Source organism: Nitratireductor sp. XY-223, from assembly GCF_004959855.1.
Classification (GTDB): Bacteria; Pseudomonadota; Alphaproteobacteria; order Rhizobiales; family Rhizobiaceae; genus Hoeflea_A.
Genome location: NZ_SPNT01000036.1, coordinates 1 through 7,378 on the forward strand (window position 1 = coordinate 1; position 7,378 = coordinate 7,378).

Consider the following 7,378-nt stretch of genomic DNA (forward strand, 5'->3'; position numbering starts at 1 on the left):
CCACAGACATGGCGCAGGATCGGGCGACAGCAACCAGGTTGACGACATGGCGCAGGCCGCCTAATCATGAAACCGCAACGCTGCCCGTTCCTTTTTCAACAGAGAACGGGACATCCCCTCGATTTGCTGACCATCAATTTGCAAATCTGTCTTTTTGCGGTCATCCCGACTGACATATCGAGAAGCCACAAGGTACATGTCTAATCCCATAGTATGTGCTATAATTAACTTGTTAATTGCCCACCTCTTGCGAGGTGGCTTTTGGTTGATAAATTTCGACCAACCGCAGCAAGCTACGGTTCTATAGGCGTAGACCGGAAACCAGCCGGCCAGTCAGAGGCGGGGTACCCAAAAGAAAGTTCAGCACCACCGGGAACGAGGTGGGTGCCTTGACGGCCGGTGTTTTCGGTACAATGCGGAGAACCGTGCGAGCAAGGTTTCAGGTCCAACAGGACATTGAAGTCAGCAAGTCCGCCCGGCCATCTTCATGGACGAGCGGAAATCGGACGAACCCGATCTCGGGTTCGACATTAAGGGCTCAGCCTATGCTGAGCTTGTTTGTCTGGCCAAAACCTGCGTTTTGGCTTTTTGACTTCTTTGTCTGCTCAAAGAAGTCCGGCCTATGGCCTTAACTTGTCCCCCGGATTTGTCTGAGCCGACAGAGCAAGGGCAGCAGCGGTGAGTGATAGCGAACTGTTGCTGGCCGCTCGTCGTTGCTCGACCCCCTACGCTCAGGTTGGAGCTGCACAGGCCTTGTCGGTTGATTGTGCGGCGTAAACCCAAGCGGCAGACACTCACCCTCTCGGCGATAGCCAGGGTGAGCGTTTGCTGCGCCGCCCGAGAATAAAAAACACTGTCTTTATAAAGCAGATGTTTTTACGAGGGTGAGCGTAGGGGGTCGAGCGAATGCGAAGACAAATCCGGGGGACATTTATCGAGGACATTCAGCGAGTTAGCGTGTCCTCGAAGCTGCATAGCCTATGCAGTTCTAGAAATGTATAGGCAACTGTATAGGCAGACTGTTCGATTGGTCACTGATTTTGAGCGAATCCGATATCTGTGGATTATCTGATGGTGAGGAGGCCGAGTGTGTCTCCCAAATGCTTGCACACCAGAAATTTCTGAGTCTAATTACTCAATGTTTTCAATCACTTAACTGATATAAACACGGGGAATCATAATCCGCGTGTCGGGGGTTCGAGTCCCTCTCCCGCTACCATTGGTCCCCCGACGCGGAAATCATCATATTCGGATAGAGTTTTGGTGCTTCTGGCAAGCGAATTTCTACAACCTAAAATAGACAACAGCCTTCCTTCAACCGACAAGCGCGCGCCATAAAGCTGCAAACCACCTCACTTCAATTGGTTATCGCGCCGACACGGTAGGAACGGATCGTGCGCTTGCAACAAAACGCAACGCATTAGGGAAGAAGTGCTACGTTCCGGCACTTCTAAAAGAGCGGAAAATAAATGATTTTCGCGCTTTGGGGGCGACGCATTGCAATTTCTTGAAGCTCCGCACGAATGACGTTTCGGATGTCCGCTTTCAGGCGGCATTGGTGCGGCACCAGACACTGCAAAAGTCGGTATTGATTCGCGGTGCGTCTGTCAAATGCTGAACTTCACGACAGAAAACCTGCAATGAACACCGATTTGTGGCGTTCAATTCATGGCCGTGGAGAGAACAGTGTCCCCATCAACGCATTTCATGATATTACTATTGATATGTTATAACGTAGTTTTGGTATATGAATAATCGGAAATGCCTGACGATCGTCACAGACGAGGACCGTTCAATGAAAATCAAAACCCTTTTGTTCGGCGCGATCATCAGCACGGCTCTGTCCCCCATGGCCCTCGCGGAGCGTGGATCCGACGGCCATGTCAAAATCATATATTGGCAGGCTCCGTCGATCCTCAATCCATTCCTTTCAGGCAGTATAAAGGACGTGCAGGCGGCCTCACTGGTGATCGAGCCGTTGGCGCGATACAACGAAAACGGCGAGATGGTGCCCTATCTGGCCGTTGAAATTCCAACCGTCGAAAACGGCGGTGTCAGCGAGGACCTGACCTCGATCACCTGGAAAATAAGCTCGGGCATCCGGTGGTCCGATGGTTCGGACTTCACCGCGCATGATGTGAAATTCACCGCCGATTACTGCATGCATCCCGATGGCGGCTGTGCCCTGTCGACAAAGTTCGAAGGCGTGGCGTCGGTCGAGGCGGTTGATGACATGACTGTCACGGTGACATTCGACGCCCCGACGCCGTTTCCTTATGGTCCATTTGTGGGCGGTGAGAGCCCGGTTCTCCAGAAAGCCCAATTCGAAAACTGCATGGGCGCCAGGGCCCCTGAATGCACCGCCGAGAATTTCGGCCCGATCGGCACCGGCCCGTTCGTGGTGGATGAGTTCAGGCCGAACGACCTGATCACCATGTCAGCCAACCCCAACTATCGGGACCCGGCCAAACCGGCCTTTTCGACGCTGACCTTGAAGGGTGGCGGCGATGCAGCCGCGGCGGGCCGGGCGGTGATGGAGACCGGTGAGTTCGACTACGCCTGGAACCTGCAACTGGCGCCCGACGTGATCGCGCAGATGGAGGCTGCTGGCAAAGGCGTTTTGGCAGCGGGCTTCGGCGCGGGCGTGGAGCGCATCATGCTCAATCGAACAAACCCGTCACCGGATCTGCCCGAGGGTGAGCGATCAACCGCACGGCATCCGCATCCGTTCCTGACCGATCCGGCGGTCTACAAGGCGATGTCGCTGGCGATCGACCGTCCGTTTCTGGTTGAGATCGGCTACGGCAAGGCCGGCCAGGCGACATGCAACTGGGTGCCGGCGCCTGCGGCCGCCAACTCATCGACTTTCACCTGCGACAGGCAGGACATCGATGCTGCGAACAAACTGCTGGATGATGCAGGCATCATCGACACCGACGGCGACGGCGTGCGCGAGAGGGACGGAGTGCCGCTCAAGATCGTGTTTCAGACCTCGACCAATGCGGTGCGTCAAGATTTCCAGGCGCTGATCAAGCAATGGTGGCTCCGCATCGGCATCGAAACCGAGCTGCGCAACATTGATGCCGGCGTTTTCTTCGGCGGTGACCCGGGTTCGCCCGACACGTTCCAGAAGTTTTATGCCGATGTTGAAATGTACGCCAACACCTTCAACGGCACCGACCCGCAGGCCTATCTGGGCAACGGTCTTTGCGACAAGGCTCCGCGCCCCGAAACCCAGTGGCAGGGCGTCAACATCAGCCGCTTTTGCAACAATGAATTCGACAGGCTGCACAGGAAACTGGCGGAGACAGCCGGCGCCAGCGCGCGCGCCGCGCTGGTCAAGCGCCTGAACGATATCATGATCGAAGGCGGCGGCATGATCCCGCTGTTGCACCGCGGTCATGTGTCGGCCCACTCGAACACGCTGGGCGGTGTTGTCCTGAATGTGTGGGACAGCGAGCTTTGGAATGCGGCCGACTGGCATCGCAAGGCCGGTCCGCAGGAGTAAGCCGGCCATGGACCGCACCTCCAGGGGCGGGATAGCCGCCGTGGAACCGACATGCGGTTCCGTACAATTCGTACAAGACCGCGCAAACCGGCCAACCGGCCCCAGGCAAACACATTTGACGGCACCTCGCAAAATATCGATTATTTGTCGTTTCAGCAGCGCTCGGGCTGTCAGCGACAGCCGGTCGGGAACAGGCAACGATGGTGCAAGGTAACGCTGTCACCTCTGTCGAGTTGGATACGACGGTCCTTCCGGCCGAGGACCAATTCGCTTTCTGGCGGGAAAGCAAGGCAGAGCTGACGGGCGTTGAATTTACACGGGATGAGCCGTTCAAGGATCCGTTCCATCTGAAAAGGCAGAGCCTGCAGACTGAAAAGCTGGTGCTTGACCGGTTTGCCGTCCGCTCCGCAAGCAAGGCAAGCACGACGGAGAAGTCTCTGGGACGAGCGGAATTGAACCTGATCCAGTTCATCTACCAGGTCTCGGGCGGCAATGAAGCGGCAGCGTTCGGCGGCGACACCCGGACGATGAAAGATCATGACATCCGGGCAATCGACCTGTTGCGCCCCTTTTCAACCGAAAACAGCGGCTGTGACGGCTACACGCTTGTTTTGAATCGCACGCAGTTGCTGAGCGAATTGCCGCCCGGGGCGGATTTGCACGGTTTGATTTTGGACAACAATCCCATTTGCAACATGCTCAAGGATCTGCTTCCCGTATTTTTCCGGGAATTGAAACGTGCAGGCTCCGGGGAAGTCAGCATTTTGACCGACAGCCTGACGCGCCTCGTGATCGACGCCATCAGGCTCCAGGAGATCAAGGATCTGAGTAGCGTTGAGATCAGCTTCCAGTCCAAGAAAGCCGCGGTCCGGCAGTACATCGAGCAGCATTACCTGGACAGGGATCTGACGGCGGAGCGGATCGCCGCAGAGCTCGGAATGTCCAGGTCGACACTCTACCGGGCGTGCGGCATCCATGAAACGCCTCGTCGGCTGATCCAGGACATACGTCTGAGCAAAGCCGCCGGTGCCCTCCGCTCGAGCCGGGGCCGGAATATCGGCAAGCTGGCCTACGATCTGGGTTTCTCATGCCGGCAGGTCTTTGCAAGATCCTTTCACCGGGAATTCGGGATGTCACCGGGCGAATACCGCAATGAGGCGCGCGTGCGGCACCGGCAGCCGGCTCCCTTTGACTGCGGCGCAGATGTGTGGAGCCATTACCACACGTATTTCCTGTCCTTGTGCCGACCGTGAAGGCCTTGGATTTCGGGCGAAGACCGCCCGTTTGCGGAACGCTGTTGGAGATAGCCGGCCTGACTGGCCGGCAATAGCTGCGAAGAACGCGCCTAGAACGTGACGGCCGCCGTGGCCGAGGCGCGGATTTCGGTAAAGGCATCGGTGCCGTAGCGGCCCTCAAGCGAGGTGTTGATCGACCAGTTGCCGCTGTCCGGCCTGTGGTTGAGGCCGATGCCGGCAAAGCCGATGGCGGCGGCCTCGGCGAAGCTTGCCGAAAAGGCATCGAACGCCCCCGCCGCGACGCTGGCCTCCACGTTGTCGCCGAAATTGAAGACCCCGTCGATGCCCGCCCAGGTCTCGACCGAGACGAGGCCGTTCCACATCTGCTGCTGCCCGGCAAGATAGGTGGCCTTTGCCCGGACCGCCGCCACATGGGCCGCCCGGCTTGCCACCGTCAGGTTGGCGGACGAGCCGCTTTCCGTGTAGCCGTCGAGGAAGAGACCGGCATAGTGCCCGCCGACGCTGATCTCGGTGCGCTCGCCGATGGACCGCCCGACCGTCACCGACGGCGAGATGAAATATCCGCCGTAGTCGGCCGACGCCGTCTCGAGCCCGCCCGCGACCGTGTTGTTGGCAACGGTCCGGTCGGAGGAGAATTCGCTATAGCCGGCCAGCAGCGCACCGCTGATCCAGTAGGGCCCGGAGCGGGCTCCGCCATAGAGCCCGCCATAGAAGGAGGCGGCCTCGATCTTTTGCGTATCGTAATCGGTCTCAAGCCGCGCATAGGACCCGCCGAGGAAGGCGCCGTAGATGCGATCCTCAAGGGCAAGGCCGCCACCGGAGACGAGGCCGCCATAGGCCTGGTCGCCGCCGGTTGTGTTGCCGGTGCCGTTCTGCTGCTGGTAGCCGCCGAAGCCGCTCACCCAGCCGCGCGGGCCGGCGGTGTCGAAGCCAGGATCGCCGGTGCCGTAGGCAAAGGTGCTGTTGCCGGAAAAGCCGCCGCCGAACGCATTGCCGCGGCCGGCGCCGTCGCGCACCGCCTCGTGCACCGCATCGGCCGTCGTCTGGATGAAGGCCTGCGACAGCGCGAAGCCGGATGGATCGACGGTGTAGATGACACCGTTCGTTTCGTCGTGCACATGGGGAATATCGAAGTTCGGCGTTTCGATGGTTCCGGCATATGAGAAATAGAGATTCAGCCCCTCACCGATGTTGAGCATCAGGCCGGTACCGAAGAAGCCGAGAGCGCCGTCGATCACCGAGCCGGGCAGAAGGTTCAAAGTGATGTCGGTGCTCGTGCTGTCTATGTAGATTGCATAAGTGCCCCCGGCAATCGTGCCGCGATTGGTGATCTTGACACCGTCGCTGGCTGTTCCGTTTTCGTCTTCGGTGACTGCGATTCCGTTAATGTTTCCGGTCACCGTGCCATTGTTGACGATCTCGGTATCGAAGCTGCCTTCGATACTAATGCCGTGGTCCCAGTTCCCCCCTTTAATCGTGCCGTTGTTGATGATCTCAGTGTTGCTGCTGTTAAGCGAGACATGGATGCCGTGCCAACGGGTTGACTCGATCCATCCGTTGTTGACGACCTTGGCTCTCAAGCTGTAGTCGGAGACATCGACGCCATGCTCACGCGCTATTATCGTGCCGTTGTTGATGATAGTGGCGTCGTTGCTAACATCGAAATCGATGCCATCGCCGTTCGCTTCGATCCTTCCATTGTTAACGATCGTGACTCTGTGGCTGTCGTCGAAATCGATGCCGTTATCGTTGGTGACGATGATCGATCCGTTGTTGATGATCGTGGCGTCGTGGCTGTCGCCCATATCGATACCGTCATCGTACGCATCGATCGATCCGTCGTTGATGACCGTGACTTCGAGGCTCTCGTCGATACGGATGCCGTCGTCGTTCGATCCGCCAATGATCGATCCAGTGTTGGTGATCGTGATGTTGTCGCTCAAGTCGAGACGGATGCCGTCTTCAGTCGCCCCCTCGATCGTGCCGGCGTTGTTGACCGTGATGTTGTCGCTCTCGTCGACATGAATGCCAAATTCCTCTCCCCAAACCGTGCCGGTGTCGGTGTTGTTGATCGTGGAACCGCTGCTGCCTTCGATTTCAATGCCGTCATCCTCATCAAGACCGATGTGCTTGCCACCTTTGATCGTGCCGCGGTTGATCACCGTTTGATTGTCCCCTGTCGCCCGTACACCTTGGGTGCCGGCGGCGGTTGTATCGATGGTGCCGCCTTCCTCCACCGTCAGCGTGTCGCCGTCCTCGTCGATTGTCTGCGTGGTGGTTTCGGTCGTTCCGGTGGAAACGGTGACGTCGGCCGCTATCGCCGCCTGGGCCAGGAACAGCGCCGTGGTGCAGAAGAGCACCCGCCTTGCGGGCAGTCTGGAAACTGGAAAAAGGGACAAGGAAACACTCCCCCGAAATCTGCGTGAAAATCGATAAAGCAAGGTCGCCCGGGATTTTGCGGACCTCCCGGCCGGTCGCTGCGCGCAATCCGGCGGATCAGGGCGCCAACCGCGCTTCGCAATAGGATTTGGATCGAAATATGATTTGCAGTCAGAATTCCGGATGGGCCCAGAAACCGCGCTGTCTCGGGATGCCTGGTGTCAGCTGGCACCTG

The 7,378-nt window shown here is 58.2% G+C and carries 3 protein-coding genes; 2 read left to right on the forward strand and 1 reads right to left on the reverse strand.

Annotated features, from left to right (window positions below):
- Nucleotides 1-1,795 precede the first annotated feature (1,795 nt).
- Together E4M07_RS28615 and E4M07_RS28620 are read left to right on the forward strand one after the other, a co-directional pair.
- Complete coding sequence (locus E4M07_RS28615; RefSeq protein ID WP_136661832.1) at nucleotides 1,796-3,508, forward strand: peptide ABC transporter substrate-binding protein; 1,713 nt, start codon at nucleotides 1,796-1,798, stop codon at nucleotides 3,506-3,508.
- 200 nt (nucleotides 3,509-3,708) lie between these two features.
- A complete protein-coding gene (locus tag E4M07_RS28620; protein ID WP_136661833.1) occupies nucleotides 3,709-4,761 on the forward strand; it encodes an AraC family transcriptional regulator in 1,053 nt (350 codons plus the stop codon).
- Nucleotides 4,762-4,853: 92 nt separating this feature from the next.
- Here E4M07_RS28620 and E4M07_RS28625 read toward each other — a convergent pair whose 3' ends face one another.
- Entirely contained in the window at nucleotides 4,854-7,163 is a 2,310-nt protein-coding gene (locus tag E4M07_RS28625) for an autotransporter domain-containing protein (RefSeq protein ID WP_136661834.1), read from the reverse strand.
- Nucleotides 7,164-7,378 lie beyond the last annotated feature (215 nt).